This is a genomic window from Mesorhizobium sp. M0800 (assembly GCF_040320095.1).
GTDB lineage: Bacteria > Pseudomonadota > Alphaproteobacteria > Rhizobiales > Rhizobiaceae > Mesorhizobium.
The window spans coordinates 283,815-300,602 of the sequence record NZ_JAMYOZ010000005.1 but is presented as its reverse complement, the minus strand read 5'-3'; the positions used below and the strand labels follow the sequence as shown (position 1 = coordinate 300,602).

The 16,788-nt window shown below is 64.2% G+C and carries 16 protein-coding genes; 6 read left to right on the top strand and 10 right to left on the bottom strand.

What is annotated here, in order from left to right; all coding sequences use genetic code 11:
- Positions 1-221 precede the first annotated feature (221 nt).
- From NKI18_RS09890 to NKI18_RS09875, 4 genes are all read right to left on the bottom strand, one after another.
- Positions 222-1,754, bottom strand: a complete 1,533-nt coding sequence (locus NKI18_RS09890; protein WP_352468148.1) for a YifB family Mg chelatase-like AAA ATPase — start codon at positions 1,752-1,754, stop codon at positions 222-224.
- Between the two features lie 167 nt (positions 1,755-1,921).
- Entirely contained in the window at positions 1,922-2,863 is a 942-nt protein-coding gene (gene gshB / locus NKI18_RS09885) for a glutathione synthase (RefSeq protein WP_352617931.1), read from the bottom strand.
- A 214-nt stretch (positions 2,864-3,077) separates the two neighbouring features.
- On the bottom strand, positions 3,078-3,452 hold the full coding sequence (locus tag NKI18_RS09880) for a GtrA family protein (protein ID WP_352617928.1): 375 nt from the start codon (positions 3,450-3,452) through the stop codon (positions 3,078-3,080).
- A gap of 8 nt (positions 3,453-3,460) precedes the next feature.
- Positions 3,461-4,468, bottom strand: coding sequence for a glycosyltransferase (locus NKI18_RS09875; RefSeq protein WP_352617926.1), 1,008 nt, complete (start codon positions 4,466-4,468; stop codon positions 3,461-3,463).
- A gap of 129 nt (positions 4,469-4,597) precedes the next feature.
- Here NKI18_RS09875 and NKI18_RS09870 point away from each other — a divergent pair, with 129 nt between their 5' ends.
- The 6 genes from NKI18_RS09870 to NKI18_RS09845 all read left to right on the top strand — a co-directional run bounded on the left by NKI18_RS09870 (position 4,598) and on the right by NKI18_RS09845 (position 11,091).
- Positions 4,598-6,400 carry a GtrA family protein gene (locus tag NKI18_RS09870; protein WP_352617923.1) on the top strand — a complete coding sequence of 601 codons (1,803 nt, stop codon included), beginning with the start codon at positions 4,598-4,600 and terminating at the stop codon, positions 6,398-6,400.
- Positions 6,401-6,532: 132 nt separating this feature from the next.
- Complete coding sequence (locus tag NKI18_RS09865; protein ID WP_352571548.1) at positions 6,533-7,300, top strand: SDR family NAD(P)-dependent oxidoreductase; 768 nt, start codon at positions 6,533-6,535, stop codon at positions 7,298-7,300.
- Entirely contained in the window at positions 7,300-8,250 is a 951-nt protein-coding gene (locus NKI18_RS09860; RefSeq protein ID WP_502900681.1) for a 2-dehydro-3-deoxygalactonokinase, read from the top strand. The genes NKI18_RS09865 and NKI18_RS09860 overlap by 1 nt, the downstream gene beginning before the upstream one ends.
- The gene (locus NKI18_RS09855) at positions 8,247-8,885 is read left to right on the top strand and encodes a 2-dehydro-3-deoxy-6-phosphogalactonate aldolase (RefSeq protein ID WP_352617917.1); all 639 of its coding nucleotides are present in this window, start codon (positions 8,247-8,249) and stop codon (positions 8,883-8,885) included. Before NKI18_RS09860 ends, NKI18_RS09855 begins: the two co-directional genes overlap by 4 nt.
- On the top strand, positions 8,885-9,766 hold the full coding sequence (locus NKI18_RS09850; protein ID WP_352571546.1) for an SMP-30/gluconolactonase/LRE family protein: 882 nt from the start codon (positions 8,885-8,887) through the stop codon (positions 9,764-9,766). Before NKI18_RS09855 ends, NKI18_RS09850 begins: the two co-directional genes overlap by 1 nt.
- A 266-nt stretch (positions 9,767-10,032) precedes the next feature.
- Complete coding sequence (locus tag NKI18_RS09845) at positions 10,033-11,091, top strand: D-alanine--D-alanine ligase family protein (RefSeq protein WP_352617914.1); 1,059 nt, start codon at positions 10,033-10,035, stop codon at positions 11,089-11,091.
- On the opposite strand, the gene NKI18_RS09840 is transcribed toward NKI18_RS09845, so the two are convergent.
- From NKI18_RS09840 to dnaK, 6 genes are all read right to left on the bottom strand, one after another.
- On the bottom strand, positions 11,088-11,375 hold the full coding sequence (locus NKI18_RS09840; RefSeq protein WP_352617911.1) for a DUF1330 domain-containing protein: 288 nt from the start codon (positions 11,373-11,375) through the stop codon (positions 11,088-11,090). The genes NKI18_RS09845 and NKI18_RS09840 overlap by 4 nt on opposite strands.
- Before the next feature lie 27 nt (positions 11,376-11,402).
- On the bottom strand, positions 11,403-12,116 hold the full coding sequence (gene pyrF, locus NKI18_RS09835; RefSeq protein WP_352472808.1) for an orotidine-5'-phosphate decarboxylase: 714 nt from the start codon (positions 12,114-12,116) through the stop codon (positions 11,403-11,405).
- On the bottom strand, positions 12,113-12,709 hold the full coding sequence (locus NKI18_RS09830) for an NADPH-dependent FMN reductase (protein ID WP_352617908.1): 597 nt from the start codon (positions 12,707-12,709) through the stop codon (positions 12,113-12,115). The genes pyrF and NKI18_RS09830 overlap by 4 nt, the downstream gene beginning before the upstream one ends.
- 60 nt (positions 12,710-12,769) lie before the next feature.
- Positions 12,770-13,375, bottom strand: coding sequence for a phospholipid N-methyltransferase PmtA (gene pmtA, locus NKI18_RS09825; RefSeq protein WP_023679853.1), 606 nt, complete (start codon positions 13,373-13,375; stop codon positions 12,770-12,772).
- Positions 13,376-13,492: 117 nt separating this feature from the next.
- The gene (dnaJ, locus tag NKI18_RS09820) at positions 13,493-14,623 is read right to left on the bottom strand and encodes a molecular chaperone DnaJ (RefSeq protein ID WP_023679852.1); all 1,131 of its coding nucleotides are present in this window, start codon (positions 14,621-14,623) and stop codon (positions 13,493-13,495) included.
- Positions 14,624-14,836: 213 nt separating this feature from the next.
- The gene (gene dnaK, locus NKI18_RS09815) at positions 14,837-16,753 is read right to left on the bottom strand and encodes a molecular chaperone DnaK (protein WP_023679851.1); all 1,917 of its coding nucleotides are present in this window, start codon (positions 16,751-16,753) and stop codon (positions 14,837-14,839) included.
- Positions 16,754-16,788 lie beyond the last annotated feature (35 nt).

Below are 16,788 nucleotides of genomic sequence, written 5' to 3'. Positions count from 1 at the left end.
CGCGTCATCCGATGCTGGCCTCCACTCCAGCCAGCATCTTGAATCACAAAACCGACTGATCCGGAATCCCCTTCGATTCCGTCAAATCAGGAACCGCTCTAGGAGGAGCATCGCAACGCTCCGCACCTCGGTCGGTTTCGAAATGCGACAGGCCGAGCGTCTCACCGGCAACCCCACCCGGCCGCTTCGCGGCCACCCTCCCCCCAAGGGGGAGGGGAACGTCACGCCGCCTGCGCCATCCGCTCCGAGCTCATGCGGTAGGAAATCGCCTCGGCCAGATGGATGCGGCCGACTGTTTCGCTTGCCTCGAGGTCGGCCAGCGTCCGCGCCACCTTCAAGACGCGGTGATAGGCGCGCGCGGAAAAGCCGAGCTTTTCGCTGGCGTCCCTGAGCAGCGACAGGCCGGCGGCATCGGGCATGGCGATCTCCTCGATGACTGACGGCGAGCAATGCGCGTTGGTGGTGGCGGAGGTCGCGCCGAGCCGCTCGAAGCGCTCTCGCTGGATCGTCCGCGCCCGCGCCACGCGTAGTGCGACGGCTGCGCTCTTCTCCGCCCGGTCCGGCCGGATCAAATCGCTGGCCGAGACCGCCGGCACCTCGATCCTGAGATCGATGCGATCGAGCAGCGGGCCGGAAATGCGCGCCTGGTAGTCGGTGCGGCAGCGGTCGCCGCGCAGGCAGCGATAGCCGGGCTCGCCGGCCATGCCGCAGCGGCACGGGTTCATCGCCGCGACCAGCTGGATACGTGCCGGATAGGTGACGCGGTGGTTGGCGCGCGCGATCATGCAGTCGCCGGTCTCGAGCGGCTGGCGCAGCGCATCGAGCGCCTGCGGCGAGAATTCGGGAAACTCGTCGAGGAACAGCACGCCGTGATGGGCAAGCGAGGCCTCGCCCGGCCGCACGCGCAGACCGCCGCCGACCATCGCCGCCATCGAGGCCGAATGATGTGGCGCGCGGAACGGCCGCCGGTCGGTGAGTTTTCCTTCGCCGAGTTCGCCGGCCACCGAGGCGATCATCGAGACTTCGAGCAATTCCCTGGGCGCCAGCGGCGGCAGGATCGACGGCAGCCGCTGCGCCAGCATCGACTTTCCCGATCCCGGCGGCCCGACCATCAGAAGATTGTGGCCGCCGGCGGCCGCCACCTCCAGCGCCCGCTTGGCGGTCTCCTGGCCCTTGATGTCGGCAAGGTCGGGCAGGTCGCGCGCCGAGGCATGGATGCCGGCTTCCGGCCGTGACAGAACCTGCGTGCCGCGAAAATGGTTGGCGATGGCGATCAGGCTGCGCGGCGCCAATATGTCGAAATCCTTGCCGGCCCACGCCGCTTCCGGCCCGCAGGCGAACGGGCAGATCAGGCCCTTGCCTTCGGCATTGGCGCCGATCGCCGCCGGCAGCGCGCCGGCCACCGCGGCGATGGTGCCGTCGAGCGACAATTCGCCAAGCACGACATAGCCGGCCAGCATGTCGCCCGGAATGGCGCCGAGCGCCGCCATCAGACCGAGCGCGATCGGCAGATCGTAATGGCTGCCTTCCTTGGGCAGGTCGGCGGGCGCCAGATTGACCGTGACCTTCTTCGACGGCATCGACAGGCCGGAGGCGTGCAATGCCGCCTGCACCCGCTCGCGGCTTTCGGCCACCGCCTTGTCGGCCAGCCCGACGATGTGCATGTTGACCTTGCCCGGCGCGATCATCACCTGCACGTCGACCGGCACGGCCTCGATGCCCTGGAAAGCAACCGTGCGAACCCGCGCCACCATGTCTTCACCCCGGATGCAGGCTTTGCCCCAAGCCTTTGCGATCATGCCGCGAACGGCGTCACCGGAGACAACCATAGATTTCCGGCGAAGGCAAGAACATTTGGGGAACAGCTGAGCGCCACGGCTGCAATGGTCCGGAACGCGGCCGCTTCCAGAAGCAATGTACGCTAGTTGCGCTTCTCCTCGACGGCATCCCAGAACAGGCTGGCGATGTCGGCGCCGCCGAAGCGCTGCACTTCGCGTATGCCGGTCGGTGAGGTCACGTTGATCTCGGTCATGTAGTCGCCGATGACGTCGATGCCGACGAGGATGAAGCCGCGCTCCTTCAGCGAGGGACCGATGCGGGCGCAGATCTCGCGTTCGCGTTCCGTCAATTCGGTCTTTTCGGCGCGGCCGCCGACATGCATGTTGGAGCGCGAATCGTGCTCGGCCGGCACGCGGTTGATGGCGCCGACAGGCTCGCCGTCAATCAGGATGATGCGCTTGTCGCCAGCCCGCACCTCCTTGAGGTAGCGCTGCACGATGTAGGGTTCGCGGAACAACTGGCCGAACATTTCGAGCAGCGAGGCGAGGTTGCGGTCGGCCTCGTGCAGGTGGAAGATGCCGGCGCCGCCATTGCCGTAGAGCGGTTTGACGATGATATCGCCGAACTCCTTGCGGAAGGCTGCGACCTCGAGCGGGTCCTTGGTGATCAGCGTGTCCGGCATCAGGTCGGGAAATTCAGTGACGAAGATCTTTTCCGGGCTGTTGCGCACCCAGGCCGGATCGTTGACCACCAGGGTCTTCGGATGGATGCGCTCGAGAATATGCGTGGTGGTGATGTAGTTCATGTCGAAGGGCGGATCCTGCCGCAAAAGGATGACGTCCATCTCCGAAAGATCGGTGCGGACTTCTTCGCCCAGCGAATAATGATTGCCCTTATCGTCGCGAACCTGCATCGCCTCGATACGGGCAAACACCTTGCCATCGCGCAGCGACAGCCGGTCGGGCGTGTAGTGAAACAAGTGGTGGCCGCGCCGCTGCGCCTCCAGCGACAGCGCAAACGACGTGTCGCCGGCTACCGACACGGTGGAGATGTGGTCCATCTGGACGGCGACTTTCAGGGGCATGGCAGCTCTCCGGCGCACTTGGAGCGATCCACTTGGACGCACAAAGTACGCTCCAATATTTTTTGAATCCATGCATCGTGCTTTCCGAAAATCGATTCCGATTTTCGGGCCGATGCATCGACAGCGATATAAGGAAATCGGCGGCTTCTGCCAATCGGCCAAGGTCACGATGAGGCTACGCTTCGCTTGGCGCAGACCTCGACGCGATAGTTTCTCAGCGGTCGAACACCAGCTTGGAATAGCCGAGGAAGGACAGCGCCATGGCGACCAGCGAGGCGACCGCAAGGGCTATGAGCGGCGGCACCATCGGCAGCGCGAACAGCATGGCGCAATAGACGAGATAATTGACGAGGCTGGTGGCAATGCCGACGCCGCCATAGCGTGCGCCCTCTTGCGCGACGCCGCGGCTGGAAGGCGAGAAGGTCAGATGGCGGTTGATCAGCCAGGTGACGGACAGGGCAAAACCGATCGAGATGATGCGAGCCGCGAAGGGGCCAAGCGGCGCTATCGCCAACACCAGCCAAAGCGCCGCCGCGTCGGCGACGAAGCCGATGCCGCCGGCGACAATGAAGCGGGCGAGGCGTCCCATTTAGGGTTCTAAGCCGCCCGCGGGGTCTTGCGCGGTCCGGTCTTCAAAGTCGCGAGCGCACTTGCGCGTTCGCGTTCGACGCGGCCGGAAGGCATCGACAGATAGAAGATGCGCTTCTGCTCGGCCCGGCCGCGCGACACCGAATCGAGGATTACCCCGGTCACTGCCGCCAGCATCGACAGCAGCAGCAGCCCGACCGACAGCACCCACGTCGGCAGGCGCGGCACAAGCCCGGTTTCGGCGAACTCGATCAGCACCGGCGCCATCAGAAACAGGCTTGATGCCAGGAAGAACACCGAAAAAGCGCCGAAGAAACGCAGCGGCTGCGTCTCCTTCATCAGCATGGCGAACATCCACAGGATCTTCGCGCCGTCGCGAAAGGTCGACAGCTTCGACGAGGAGCCTTCCGGCCGGCGGCCATAGTCGAGTCCGATCTCGCTGACCGGCAATTTGAGCTGCGAGGCGTGCACCGACATTTCGGTCTCGATCTCGAAACCGCCGGAAACGGCGGGAAAACTCTTGACGAAGCGCCTGGTGAAGGCGCGGTAACCCGAGAAGATATCGGTAAAGTCCGAGCCGAACAAACGTTTGTAGAGACTGTTGAAGATGCGGTTGCCGAAGGCGTGGCCTGTCCTGCCGGCGTCGTTGGCGACGCCGCGCCTGGTGCCCACCACCATGTCGGAGCGCTCGGTCAGCAGCGTGTTGATCAGTTGCGGCGCGTCCTCCGGCGCATAGGTGCCGTCGCCGTCGGCCATCAGGTAGATGTCGGCCTCGATGTCGGCGAACATGCGGCGCACGACATTGCCTTTGCCTTGGCGCGGCTCGCGCACCACAATGGCGCCGGCGGCGCGGGCTCGGAGCGCGGTCAGATCGCGCGAATTGTTGTCGTAGACATAGATCGCGGCGGCAGGCAGCGTTTCGCGAAAGCGCCGCACCACTTCGCCGATCGTCAGCTCCTCATTGTAGCAAGGCAGGAGCACGGCGATGCTCGGCTCATGGCGCACTTCTTGTGGCATTTTCGTCTCCGGATGCCCTGCGAGGCCCCTGACCGCTCAAGCGCCGGCCTCGCTCGGGCGGCTTTACTATTTATTGAAGCTGTTAAGGCTAGGTTTAAACCGCACCGTATTCCTTCCAAAGGTCCTGATATGAGCACAGCCGACGATGGCGCCTCCATTTGGAGGTCCGATATCGCGCTGGCGCTGCTTGCCACGTTGCTGGCACTTGCCGTCAATGCCCTTGCCGGCTTCCCGGAATTGACCAATGCCGGCGGCGACAACGACAATCTGCTGCGCCTTGTCGAAGTTCGCGACATGCTGGCCAGCCAGGGCTGGTTCGATCTGCACCAGTACAGGATGGGCCTGGAAGGCGGTTTCGTCATGCATTGGTCGCGGCTGGTCGATGCGCCGATCGCCGCCATCATCATCGCCGTATCGGCCCTGACCGGCAGCGCGGCCTTTGCCGAGAATGTTGCGCAAGTGCTGTGGCCGGCGCTGCTCTTTTGCCTGACCGTGTTTTTCACCGCTCGCGCCGTACGCAGCTTTGCCGGTGACAGCGCCGTGCTGCCCGCTGTCGTGATCGGCGCTGCCGCACTGTATTTCCTCGGCATTTTTTCGCCTGGCGCGCTCGATCACCACAATGTCCAGCTGATGCTGAGCATGGCCAGCCTGAGCCTGTTGCTTGAAGCGCCAACGCGCAGGCCGGCGGCATTGCTCTCCGGCCTGTGCGCCGGATTGATGCTGGCCGTCGGCATGGAGACCGCGCCTTATGTGGCCACCATCGGCGCCTCCGTTGCCATGCTGTTTGCCCTCGGCGCCAATGGCGAGAGGCTGATCGCCAGGGATTTCGGCCTCGGCTTTGCCGGCGTGTCCGCTCTCGTCTTTGTCGCCACCATTGCGCCGTCTGCCTGGGGTCAGGCGCAATGCGACGCCTTCTCGACCGTGCAGTTCGTCGTCGCGGCGATTGCCGGAACCGGCCTTGCGGCGATAGCGTCGGTCGAGCCCGCCGGCCGCACGCGCCAATGGCGCATCGCCTCACTTGGCCTGCTTGCCCTGCTATTGGGCGCTGTCGTCGTCTTGTTGTTCCCACAATGCCTGGCAGCGCCCTATGCCAACCTCGATCCGCGCCTCAAGGAGCTATGGCTTGATCACATCGACGAGGCGCAATCGCTGTTCAAGCTGCTCGCTGAAGATCCGGCCGGGGTGGTGGCGCGCTATGCCACGCCGCTCATCGCGCTCGTGCTGATGGCGCTTCGCCTTGGCCGTGGCGGCTGGCGGCGGCAGGACAGCCTTGTCGGCGCGTTGCTTGCCGTGGCCTTCATCGTCAGCGCCTGGCAGGTGCGCGGTTCGACATTCTCGATCGCCTTCGCTGTCGTCCCGCTTGCCGCCTGGATTGCCAAATGGCGTCAACGGGCCGAGGTCAGCCCGTCGCGCGGTGTGGCGCTGCGCATGGCTGCCGTCTGGCTGGTTTCGGTGAATGCGGTCTGGACTGGGGCTGCCGCGGCAACCTCGGTCGCCTTCGACGACAGCAACACCACGGCGGATAATGGCGACGGCGCCGATGTCGCTTGCCAGCGCATGGCCTCCTTTGCGGCGCTTGGCCGCCTGCCAGGCACCACCGTACTGGCAATTTCCAATCTCGGATCGCCGATCCTGGCCTATTCCGGACATCACGTCTTCGCCGGGCCCTACCATCGCAACGTCGCCGGCAACCTGCTGGCGCTCGATGCCTTCCTTGGGTCCGATGCCGATGCCAGGACGGTCGTGGCGGATCATCACGTCGGCCTCGTCGCGCTGTGCCCCGGCAGCGCCGAAGGCAAGCTCCTCGCAGCCAAGGCGCCGGCAGGCTTTCTTGCCGGGCTGATGCGCGGCAGCGTGCTGGAATGGCTTGAGCCGGTTGCCGGGACCAGCGGCGCCGCCGTCGAATTGTACCGCGTCCGGCTGGGCAGCTGATCGATCGGCGGCCCGTGCGGCCTTTTGTCGGACATAAGTCCTGACAATCCACTCTTTCGCCCTTGCCCGCCCGACATGGCTGGATAGGATGCGCGCCGGCCGACCGAGATCATTGGACCGGGAGAGAATTTCATGATGCCATCGGCACGCTTTGCCGACCTCGAAGGCGCTTCGGTGCTGATCACCGGCGGCGGCTCCGGCATTGGCGCTGCCTTGACAGAAGGCTTTGTCCGCCAGGGGGCAAACGTCGCCTTCATCGATATTGCCGACCGTCCGAGCCTGGCGCTGGCCGATCGGTTAGAGAAGGAGCTGGGCCGGCGGCCGCTCTATCTCAAGACCGACATACGCGACATCGAGGCGTTGCGGCTGTCGGCGGGCAAAGCTGCAGAGGCGCATGGCGACGTGACCGTGCTGGTCAACAATGCCGCGCAGGATGACCGTCATGCCGTGGAAGACGTCACGGTGGAGTTCTGGGACAACAATCATGCCATCAACCTGCGCCCGCATTTCTTCAGCGCACAGGCGGTGGCGCCGGGCATGAAGCGGGCCGGCGGCGGATCGATCATCAACTTCACCTCAACCTCGTTTCTCATCAACCATCCCGATATGCCGGCCTATACCGCCGCCAAGGCCGGCATCGTCGGCCTCACCAAGGGTCTTGCCGGCAAGCTCGGCATCGACGGCATCCGCGTCAACGCGATCGCGCCCGGCTGGGTGATCACCGAGCGGCAGAGAAAGCTCTGGGTCACCGAAGAAGCGCTCGCCGCTCATGTCGCCAAACAGTGCATCAAAGAGGTGATGCAGCCGGAAGACATTGTCGGCACTGTGCTGTTCCTGGCGTCGGATGCCTCACGCATGCTGACCGCGCAGATGCTGATCGTCGATGGGGGGTTCCTGTGATCTCATCGAGCAAGGCAGCTTCCGTCGCGGCCGTCGACTGGGGCACCACCCGTATGAGGGTCTGGCTGCTCGACGGCGCCGGCAAGGTTCTCGCCGAGCGGCGCGGCGATGACGGGCTGATCACCGCCCAGGCTAAAGGATTTTCGTCCATTCTCGAAGGGCATCTGGCTGCCCTGGGCGCAGCCGAGGCGCTGCCGGTCATCATTTGCGGCATGGCCGGTTCGCGCCAGGGCTGGCTGGAGGCGCCCTATGTCAGCGTGCCGGCGCCGATCGGCGCTATTCTCGCCGGCGCTGCCCGCATCCCCGGCCAGCGCCGCGACATCCGCATCGTGCCCGGCCTTGCCCAGCGTCTGGCCGACGCCCCGGACGTCATGCGCGGCGAGGAAACGCAGCTCGCCGGCGCCGGTTTGCCGGCAAAAGGGCGCCACCTCGTCTGCATGCCCGGCACGCATTCGAAATGGTTGCTGGTCGAGGACGGTGCCGTTGCCGGTTTCGGCACCTGGCCGACCGGCGAGCTGTTTTCGGTGCTGGCCGCGCACTCGATCCTGCGCCATTCGCTGGGCGAGCCGCCGAAGCCGGTTGCCGCCGAAAATCCATTTTTCCGGGAGTGGTGCCTGAAGGCGTTGGCCGAAGGCGGTGACATCGGTTCAAGACTGTTCTCGATCCGCGCCGCCAGCCTGCTGCAGGATCTGAAGCCCGAGGATGCCGCCGCGTGCCTGTCCGGCCTGCTGATCGGCGGCGAGATCGCTTCGGCAAATCGCCGTTATGGGGCGAGTGCCGTGCCCGTCGTGCTGATCGCGTCGGGCGCACTTGGCACGCTCTATGCCGACGCGCTCGGCCTTGCCGGGCTCGCGGTCAGGGTGGTCGACGCTGACGAGGCGGTGCGTGCCGGTCTTGCCGAAGCCGCGCGCGAAAATGGCATGATCGCCGGAAATGGAGTTGCCGCATGACAGAGACCGCACCTTTTCCAAAGCTCGAGCGGGGTCTGGTCGCCATCCTGCGTGGCCTCAAGCCAAGCGAGGCGGTGGCGATCGGCCAGGCGATCTTCGGCGCCGGTATCGAAGCGATCGAGGTGCCGCTCAACTCGCCCGATCCTTACGCCTCCATCGCCAGCATTGTCGGAGCGCTTCCTCCAACAGCCTTGGTCGGTGCCGGCACGGTGCTCAGCGCCGCCGATGTCGACGGCCTGCACAAGGCCGGCGGGCGGCTGCTGGTCAGCCCCAATATCGATGCCGAGGTCATGGGCCGTGCCATGCACTACGGCATGGTGACGATGCCCGGCGTGTTCACGCCGACCGAGGCATTTCAAGCAATCCGGCTCGGCGCCTCGGCACTGAAATTCTTCCCGGCGAGCGTGCTTGGCGCGGCAGGCATTTCGGCGATGCGCGCGGTGCTGCCGGCCAGTGTGCTGGTCGGCGCGGTCGGCGGCGTTTCGGATAAGGATTTTGCCGGCTACAAGGCAGCCGGCGTCAGCATCTTCGGTCTTGGCTCCAGCCTGTTCAAGCCGGGCATGAGCGTCGACGAAGTGGCAGCGCGAGCGAAAGCCGCAGTTCAGGCCTGGGACGCGGCGTTTGGAGTGGCATGATGAGCGAGACCATTGTTTCGGTTTTTTCCGACCATGTCTGCCAACTCGGGGAGGGACCAAGCTATGACCCTGCCACCGACACGCTCTACTGGTTCGACATCGTCAATGGCCAGCTCCTGGAAAAGCTCCTGTCCGGCGGTGCAGTCAAGGTCCACGAGCTCGGCCAGATGGCCAGCGCCGTCGCCATCGTCGACGACCGGCGCCAGTTGATCGCCACCGAGACCGGCCTGCATGTCCGCGACGTCGCGACCGGCAAGCTGACGTTGCATACGCCGATCGAGGCCGACAATGCGGTCACCCGCTCGAACGATTCACGCGTTCACCCTTGCGGCGCGCTGTGGGTCGGCACAATGGGCAAGGGCGAGGAGAAGGGTGCCGGTTCGATCTACTGGTTCTTCAAGGGCGAGCTGCGCCGGCTTTATGCCGACATTACTGTGCCCAACTCGATCTGCTTTTCCGAGGATGGGACCATTGCCTATTACACCGACACCAGCACCGGCCTGTTGATGCGCGTCGGCTGCGATCCGGCGACCGGACTGCCGGTTGGCGAACCGAAGGTCTTCGTCGACCACCGTTCGGCCAAGGGCTATATCGATGGTTCGGTGCTCGACCGTGACGGCATATTGTGGAACGCCTGCTGGGGCGGCAGCGTCGTCGAAGCCTATGGACCCGACGGCAAGCTCGTCCGTTCGGTGGCGATGCCGGCGACGCAGCCTTCCTGTCCGGCTTTCGTCGGCAGGAATGCCGACCGGCTGGCGGTCACCTCCGCCTGGTCGGGCAAGAGCGAGAAGCAGCGCCTGCTCGACCCGCAAGCCGGCATGACATTTATGCTCGACATTCCAGTCAATGGTCGCTTCGAGCCGCGTGTGCTGATTGGCTGACCATGATCCCGAAAAGTGGGAACCGGTTTTCGGAAAGATCATGGTCAAACAGGAAGATGGCGCCGTTGCTGTCGTGCAGGCGTCCGGCTGACGTCGGTTCCGCGAAAGCCGAATGCATTCGCCGTGCGATGCTAGAACGGTTCATCGTTTCGCGGGAACGCTGAACCGCTCTATCTCTTTGTTTTGACGCAATTCCGGACGGAAACCGTTTCACACTTTTCCTGGAATTGCTCTAGCAATCGTGCTGCCGGGAAATCGTTTCGATCATGTCAAGCCGCAAGCCGAAGCTGATCCTTGTCTACGAGCCGGAAAAGGCCTGCTTCGATCGGCTGGTCGCCGGCAACCACGTGCCGGAGCGTGCCGCCGAAATCGCCTCCTATCTGGCGCAATCGACCGACTTCGCTGCTGAATTCGACGCACTTGCCGCCGCTTGCCAGAAGCGCGGCCTGTCGTTTGCGCCGGTGGCGCTCGACGATGCCGCAAGCGTTCTCGCCGGCGAGGATCCGAAGACCACGCTAGTCTGGACGCTGACCGACGGCATCGCCTATTTCCGCGGCGGCGCGGCACCGGCTCTGGCACGGCTGAACGGCCTGAAGGCGATCGGCGCCGACGATGCGCTGTTCGCGCTCTGTCAGGACAAGTTCCGGTCCGGCGCCGTGCTCGGCGCGTTCGGCTTGCCGGTGCCGCAGGCGGGCCTTGCCCGTGACGGCGCCTGGCTGGTCGCGCCGCCGGCTTCGCCCGCCGGCTGGTTCGTCAAGCCGAACCGGCTCGGCGCCAAGATCGGCATCTGGCCGGATTCGCGCTGCCACGATCTCGGCCATGCGCTGGAGCTTAGCCGGCGCGTCTTCGCCGCCTATCGCGACGATGTCATCGTCCAGCCCTATGTCGCCGGACGCAATGTGCGCGCCAGTTTTCTCGGATTGAAGCCGGATACCGGCGTCGAGGCGCTGGGCATCACCTTTGTCGATTCAGGCGGCGATTTCCAGACCATGCAGGACAGCCTGGCGCTTTACGGCGATACCGGCGCAGCGGCGAAAGCTGCGGGAAAATATACCGAGCCGGTGCTGCTGCCGGTCGCCGGCAGCCAGCCTGAAGCCGATGCAAGAATCCGTCGCATCGCCGAACGCCTGATGGTCGGGCTTGGCCTGCGGGATGTGTTTTCCATCGATTTCCGGGTCGAAGCCGACGACAGCGTCCACCTCATCGAGTTCGAGGTCTGCCCCGGCCTGCCCTGCTTCGATTTCCGCGATTACTGTCGCCAGCAATGGGGCTTGAGCCTCGCCGATGCGATGGCGGAGGCAGCGGCGAACCGGCTTCTCGCCTAAATCCCCTCGACCAGCACGATTTCGCCCTCGGCCACATTCTGGCGGATCGCGACGGCGCGCTGGTATTCGGGCGAGTGGTAGCAGTCATGCGCCGCCGCAAGCGACGGAAACTCGATGATCACGTTGCGGTCGCGGCCCGGCCCCTCGGCCTTCTCATGCGCGCCGCCGCGCGCCAGGAACTTGGCGCCGAAGCGGTCGAAGGCCGGTTTGGCAGCTGCGACATAGTCCTTGTAGCCTTCCGCATCGCGCACGTCGACGCGAGCGATCCAGTATCCCTTGGGCATGGCTTTTCTCCGGGTTAATTCCTGGCGTCAGGCCGAGCGCATTTCATCGAGGATCGCTTCCGCCGCCGCCCGCCTGTCGGCCGCGCCGACGATCGGCCGGCCGATGACGAGATGGCTGGAGCCATTGCGGATCGCCTGCGCCGGCGTCACCACCCGTTTCTGGTCGCCATGGTCGCTGCCCTTCGGCCGGATTCCCGGCGTCACCACGGCCAGGTCGGGGCCGACGATGCGGCGCACCGCCTCGGCTTCCTCGGCCGAGCAGACGATGCCGCCCATGCCGGCATGCAGCGCCTGCTCGGAGCGCCTCAGCACCAGTGTATGCGGATCATACTCATAGCCGGCGTCGATCACGTCCTGCTCGTCCATCGAGGTCAGCACGGTAACCCCGAGCAGGCAAAGGTCGCTGCCCCTCGCGGCCTCGACCGCCGCCTTCATCGTCTTCGGATAGGCGTGGATGGTCAGCATGCTCATGCCCATCCTGGCGATGTTTTCGACGCCCTTGGCCACCGTGTTGTCGATGTCGAGCAGCTTCATGTCGAGAAAGATCCTGGTGCCGCCGCTGGCCAGCTCGCGGGCGAAGTCGAGCCCGCCGGCAAAGGCGAGCTGGTAACCGATCTTGTAGAAGGAGACGATCCCGTCGAGCTCGCGCACCGCTTTCTCGGCTTCCTTCAGCGTCGGCAGGTCGAGGCCGACGATCAGCCTTTCCTGCATCGTGTCGGCATGCGCGGCGTCCGGGATCATGCCTCGATCCGCGTCGACAGCATGCGCGAGGTTTCGATCAGCGTTCGGCATAGGTGCTCCATCGATTGGCGTAGTCTCTCGTCCCGGAAGTTGCCCTCGTCGTCGAAGGCGTAGCCGCCCTCCGGCACCGAACACTCCGGTGTCACCACCTCCATCCGGCAGCGCACCAGCACGGCGCGCAGATGGTTGATGCAGCGTATCCCGCCGAAGGGTCCGTTGGAAGACGAGCAGAGGGCGGCGACCTTGCCGGCAAGCGGCCTGAACGTCCGGCCGCCATCCTTGCGCAGCTGGCTCACCCAGTCGATGCTGTTCTTGAGCAGCGGCGGAATGGAGCCGTTATATTCGGGCGTCGCGATCAGCAGCCCGTCATGGGCGGCGATCATCCGGCCGAGCTTGAAAGCATTGTCGGGAATGCCTTCTTCCTTTTCCAAATCCTGATCGAGGATCGGCAACGGATAGTCGGCGAGCGAGATGCGGGTCACCTCGGCGCCCTGCATGGCAAGTTCCTTCTGTGCCACGTCGGCGGTCCTGCCGCTATAGGCGCCGCTGCGCACCGAACCGGCGACGACGAGAATTTTCGGGATCACAGCCATGGGTCTGCCTTGTCACCCAATGGGTATAAGACAAGTGCTATTCAAACCCAACGCTTCAATTCATGCGGCCCCGCGTCGGTAGATCCAAAGCTGCGTCGGCGGAATGTTGCGGATGACGAAATGGAAATGCTCGACCGTATAGTCGCCGCGGCCCGGCGGGATCGGCGACAGCGGCCCGTAAGTCAGCTGCACGATCGGCCGGCCCGCCGGGATACGGTCGAGCAGGCTCTCGACATAGGCGATGCGCTGGGCGACAGGGAAATTGAGCAGCGGCACGCCCGATATCACAGAATCGAAGATCAGGTCGCGCTTGTCGCCAAGTGTCGCGTCGAGATTGAAGGCGTCGCCCTCGATGACGTTGACGCCTGGATAAAGCTGGCGCAGATGGCGCACGAAATCAGTGGAATATTCGACCGCGTAGAGATTCTCAGGCTTTATGCCCTGGGCGAGGATGGCGCGTGTGATGACGCCTGTACCGGGCCCGACCTCGAGCACCGGCAGGCCGGATGTCGGATCGACGATCGAGGCCATCTTGCCTGCGGTGATGGAACTGGTCGGGACGATCGAACCGACCGCCTTCGGCTTGTCGATCCAGCCCTTGAAGAACTTCAGCTCGTCGTCGAACTTTTCCGCCAGCGTCTTTCGCAGTCCGGGACTACGCGTCATCGAAAGTCCTCCTCAACGCTCCCTCGCATGCTACTTAGCAGTTACGAGGTGCAAGACAAGGCGAATCCCCGGATAAGGTGTTGATGACGCTCGGGAAGCGTTTTCCAGGGATCAGCTTCAGTGCTCGCCGAACGTTTCGAAAAAGTCTTTCATGCGGGCGAAAAATCCGCTCGACTGAGGCGAATTGTCCTTTGAGGAAAGCTGCTCGAATTCCTCCAGCAATTCGCGCTGACGGCGCGAAAGGTTCTGCGGCGTCTCAACCACGGTCTGGATGTAGAGGTCGCCGATATTGGGCTGGCGCAGCACAGGCATGCCCTTGCCCTTGAGGCGGAACTGGCGACCGTTCTGGGTGCCTTCCGGCACCTTCACCTTCGTCTGGGTACCGTCCAGTGTCGTCACCTCGAACGAGCCGCCAAGCGCTGCCGTCGTCATCGAGATCGGCACCTTGCAATAAAGATCGGCCCCGTCGCGCTGGAAGAATTCGTGCGGCTTGACCGCGAGGAAGATGTAGAGATCGCCCGACGGGCCGCCGCGCAGGCCGGCCTCGCCCTCATTGGCCAGCCGGATGCGGGTGCCATCCTCGATGCCGGCAGGGATGTTTACCGACAGCGAGCGCTCCTCGGTGACACGGCCCTGGCCGGCGCATTTCGGGCACGGATCCTTGATGGTCTGGCCGCGCCCCTGGCATTGCGGGCAGGTGCGCTCGATCGAGAAGAAGCCTTGGGTGGCGCGCACCTTGCCGTGGCCGTTGCACATCGAGCAGGTGACGGGCTGGGTGCCAGGCTTGGCGCCGCTGCCCGAGCATTCCGAGCAGGAAATCGAGGCTGGCACCCGAATCTGCGCGGTCTTGCCGGAAAATGCCTCTTCCAGCGTAATTTCCATATTGTAGCGCAGGTCGGCGCCGCGCTCGCGGCCGCCGGACGAGCGGCGCTGACGCCCGCCCATCATGTCGCCGAAAATGTCCTCGAAAATGTCGGCGAAGCCGCCGGCGCCAAAGCCTTGCGCCCCGCCATTCATACCGCCGTGCTCGAAGGCGGCGTGGCCGAAGCGATCATAGGCGGCGCGCTTCTGCGGGTCCTTCAGTGTTTCGTAGGCTTCGTTGATTTCCTTGAACTTGTGCTCGCAGGCATGGTCGCCTGGGTTGCGGTCGGGATGGAACTGCATGGCGAGCTTGCGAAAAGCGCTCTTGAGCTCCTTCTCGTCGGCGCCCTTTTGCACGCCTAGCGTTTCGTAAAAATCAGCTTTCATGTTTTCCCGCAGTCCGGATAGTCAACGTCTTGAAGCATCGTTGCGTCGTTTGCCGGCACGCTGTTCCGATTTAGGTGTGATGGAGCCGCGATGCCAGTGTCTACGAGGCTTTGTCCGCATTTTTTCGGGCAGCTCAGCGTTTTTCCGGCAAAGGGTTGCAAAAAAGCCCGGCTGTGCGCCGGGCTTTTTCCCTTACCTGTACCGTCAGGCGGTTCAGGCCGACTTCTTCTTCTCGTCGTCTTCGTCGATTTCCTCGAAGTCGGCATCGACGACGTCACTGTCCTTGGCGGCATCAGCCTTGGCGTCGGCCTCGGCGGCTTCCTTCTGCGAAGCCTCGTACATGGCCTGGCCGAGCTTCATCGAGACTTCGGCGAGCGTCTGCGTCTTGGCCTCGATCTCGGTCACATCGTCGCCTTCGGCAGCGGTCTTCAGCGCCGCGATCGCATCGGCAATCGCCGTGCGGTCGGCCTCGGAAACCTTCTCGCCGTATTCCTTCAGAGATTTCTCCGAGGAATGCACCAGCGCCTCGGCCTGGTTGCGGGCCTCGACCAGCGCGCGCCGCTTCTTGTCGGCTTCGGCATTGGCCTCGGCGTCCTTGACCATCTTCTCGATGTCGGCGTCCGAAAGGCCGCCGGACGCCTGGATGCGGATCTGGTGCTCCTTGCCGGTGCCCTTGTCCTTGGCCGAGACGTTGACGATGCCGTTGGCGTCGATGTCGAAGGTGACCTCGATCTGCGGCACGCCGCGCGGCGCAGGCGGGATGCCGACCAGATCGAACTGGCCGAGCGCCTTGTTGTCGGCGGCCATTTCACGCTCGCCCTGGAAGACGCGGATGGTCACCGCCGACTGCGAATCCTCGGCCGTGGAGAACACCTGGCTCTTCTTTGTCGGAATCGTCGTGTTGCGTTCGATCAGCCGCGTGAACACGCCGCCCAGCGTCTCGATGCCGAGCGACAACGGCGTCACGTCGAGCAGCAGCACGTCCTTGACGTCGCCCTGCAGCACGCCGGCCTGGATAGCGGCGCCCAACGCGACGACCTCATCCGGGTTGACGCCCTTGTGCGGCTCCTTGCCGAAGAACTGCTTCACGATCTCCTGGATCTTGGGCATACGGGTCATGCCGCCGACCAGGACGACTTCGTCGATTTCGCCGGCCTTCAGGCCGGCATCCTTGAGCGCCGCCTTGCAAGGATCGATCGTGCGCTGGACGAGATCCTCGACCAGGCTCTCGAACTTCGCCCGCGTCAGCTTCAGCGTCAGGTGCTTGGGGCCGGTGGCATCGGCGGTGATGAAGGGCAGGTTGATCTCGGTCTGCGTGGTGGACGACAGCTCGATCTTGGCCTTTTCAGCCGCTTCCTTGAGGCGCTGAAGGGCGAGCTTGTCGTTCCGCAGGTCGATGCCCTGTTCCTTCTTGAACTCGGCCGCCAGATATTCGACCAGACGCATGTCGAAATCCTCGCCGCCGAGGAAGGTGTCGCCATTGGTCGACTTCACCTCGAACACGCCGTCGCCGATTTCGAGCACCGAAATATCGAACGTGCCGCCGCCAAGGTCATAGACGGCAATCGTCTTGCCTTCCTTCTTGTCCAGTCCATAGGCAAGCGCGGCCGCCGTTGGCTCGTTGATGATGCGCAGCACTTCGAGGCCGGCGATCTTGCCGGCATCCTTGGTCGCCTGGCGCTGGGCGTCATTGAAATAGGCCGGAACGGTGATGACCGCCTTCTCGACCTTCTCGCCGAGATAGGCCTCCGCCGTTTCCTTCATCTTCTGCAGGATCATCGCCGAGATCTGGCTAGGCGACTGCTTCTTGCCGCCGGCCTCGACCCAGGCGTCGCCATTGTCGCCCTTGACGATCTTGTAGGGGACAAGCTTCTTGTCCTTCTCCGTCACAGGATCGTCGTAGCGGCGGCCGATCAGGCGCTTGACCGCGAAAATGGTGTTCTCAGGATTGGTAACCGCCTGGCGCTTGGCCGGCTGGCCGACGAGGCGCTCGCCGTCGCTGTTGATGGCGACGATGGAAGGGGTCGTGCGCGCGCCTTCCGCATTCTCGATGACCTTGGATTCCTTGCCGTCCATGATGGCGACACAGGAATTGGTTGTTCCCAGATCGATACCGATTACTTTTGCCATTTCTCTAATCTCTCCGCTAAGCAGGCTCTCAGGAC

Bases quoted from the DNA above. Each gene is read 5' to 3' on its own strand.
- NKI18_RS09845 (WP_352617914.1), top strand. From the start codon at position 10,033: ATGTCAAGCCGCAAGCCGAAGCTGATCCTTGTCTACGAGCCGGAAAAG.
- NKI18_RS09870 (WP_352617923.1), top strand. From the start codon at position 4,598: ATGAGCACAGCCGACGATGGCGCCTCCATTTGGAGGTCCGATATCGCG.
- NKI18_RS09840 (WP_352617911.1), bottom strand. From the start codon at position 11,375: ATGCCCAAGGGATACTGGATCGCTCGCGTCGACGTGCGCGATGCGGAA.
- NKI18_RS09890 (WP_352468148.1), bottom strand. From the start codon at position 1,754: ATGGTGGCGCGGGTTCGCACGGTTGCTTTCCAGGGCATCGAGGCCGTG.
- pyrF (WP_352472808.1), bottom strand. From the start codon at position 12,116: ATGATCCCGGACGCCGCGCATGCCGACACGATGCAGGAAAGGCTGATC.
- NKI18_RS09850 (WP_352571546.1), top strand. From the start codon at position 8,885: ATGAGCGAGACCATTGTTTCGGTTTTTTCCGACCATGTCTGCCAACTC.
- gshB (WP_352617931.1), bottom strand. From the start codon at position 2,863: ATGCCCCTGAAAGTCGCCGTCCAGATGGACCACATCTCCACCGTGTCG.
- NKI18_RS09880 (WP_352617928.1), bottom strand. From the start codon at position 3,452: ATGGGACGCCTCGCCCGCTTCATTGTCGCCGGCGGCATCGGCTTCGTC.
- pmtA (WP_023679853.1), bottom strand. From the start codon at position 13,375: ATGACGCGTAGTCCCGGACTGCGAAAGACGCTGGCGGAAAAGTTCGAC.
- NKI18_RS09830 (WP_352617908.1), bottom strand. From the start codon at position 12,709: ATGGCTGTGATCCCGAAAATTCTCGTCGTCGCCGGTTCGGTGCGCAGC.
- NKI18_RS09865 (WP_352571548.1), top strand. From the start codon at position 6,533: ATGATGCCATCGGCACGCTTTGCCGACCTCGAAGGCGCTTCGGTGCTG.
- NKI18_RS09875 (WP_352617926.1), bottom strand. From the start codon at position 4,468: ATGCCACAAGAAGTGCGCCATGAGCCGAGCATCGCCGTGCTCCTGCCT.
- NKI18_RS09855 (WP_352617917.1), top strand. From the start codon at position 8,247: ATGACAGAGACCGCACCTTTTCCAAAGCTCGAGCGGGGTCTGGTCGCC.
- dnaK (WP_023679851.1), bottom strand. From the start codon at position 16,753: ATGGCAAAAGTAATCGGTATCGATCTGGGAACAACCAATTCCTGTGTC.
- dnaJ (WP_023679852.1), bottom strand. From the start codon at position 14,623: ATGAAAGCTGATTTTTACGAAACGCTAGGCGTGCAAAAGGGCGCCGAC.